General features: G+C 29.5%; 1 protein-coding gene. It reads left to right on the forward strand.

All coding sequences use genetic code 11. The annotated features are described in order from the left end of the window. Positions 1–59 precede the first annotated feature (59 nt). The gene (gene catA, locus LGK97_RS19645; RefSeq protein WP_226262007.1) at positions 60–683 is read left to right on the forward strand and encodes a type A chloramphenicol O-acetyltransferase; all 624 of its coding nucleotides are present in this window, start codon (positions 60–62) and stop codon (positions 681–683) included. The last annotated feature ends 60 nt before the right edge of the window (positions 684–743 follow it).

A 743-nucleotide genomic window follows, 5' to 3' on the forward strand; every position in this document is an offset into this window, starting at 1 on the left:
TTGTAGTAAAGTACGAATTAAAAATTGAATAAGTAGTAATTTCAAAGGAGAATAACATTATGAATTTTAAACTAATAGAGAAAGAAAAATGGCAAAGAAAAGAAATTTTCGAACATTATTTTTCAACAGTTCCTTGCACATACAGCATGACAGTAAAACTTGATATTACAAAAATAAAAGAAGCTAATCAAAAATTATATCCAAAAATGCTCTATCTCTTATCAAAAGTAATTAATAATCATAGCGAATTTAGAACAGCATTAAACAATAATGGGAAATTAGGTGTTTTTGATGAGCTAAGTCCATGTTATACGGTATTTCACAAAGATACTGAAACATTCTCTAATATATGGACAGAATATTTTGCTGATTATGAAACATTTTACGGAGAATATCAAAAAGATATTAAGGAATTTGGTTCTATGAAGCGAATGGAAGCAAAGCCAAATACTCCAAACAATACCTTTTCCGTTTCGATGATTCCGTGGGAAACCTTCGAGGGGTTTAACTTGAATTTACAAAAGGGGTATGATTATTTGTTGCCAATTTTCACGATAGGTAAGTATTATAAAGAAAATGACAAATACATCTTACCTTTAGCAATACAAGTTCATCATTCTGTATGTGATGGATTTCATGTCTGTCGTTTTATAAATGAATTGAAAACACTTATCGCGATATAAATTCATATATATTGGCGAGGATATGAGCATAATCTGTACTTACAGCTTAGACGCATCTTT

The organism is Clostridium sp. CS001 (genome assembly GCF_020443565.1).
Taxonomy (GTDB): domain Bacteria; phylum Bacillota; class Clostridia; order Clostridiales; family Clostridiaceae; genus Clostridium_AD.

Coding starts and splice junctions, on each gene's coding strand:
- catA (WP_226262007.1), top strand. CDS start 60: ATGAATTTTAAACTAATAGAGAAAGAAAAATGGCAAAGAAAAGAAATT.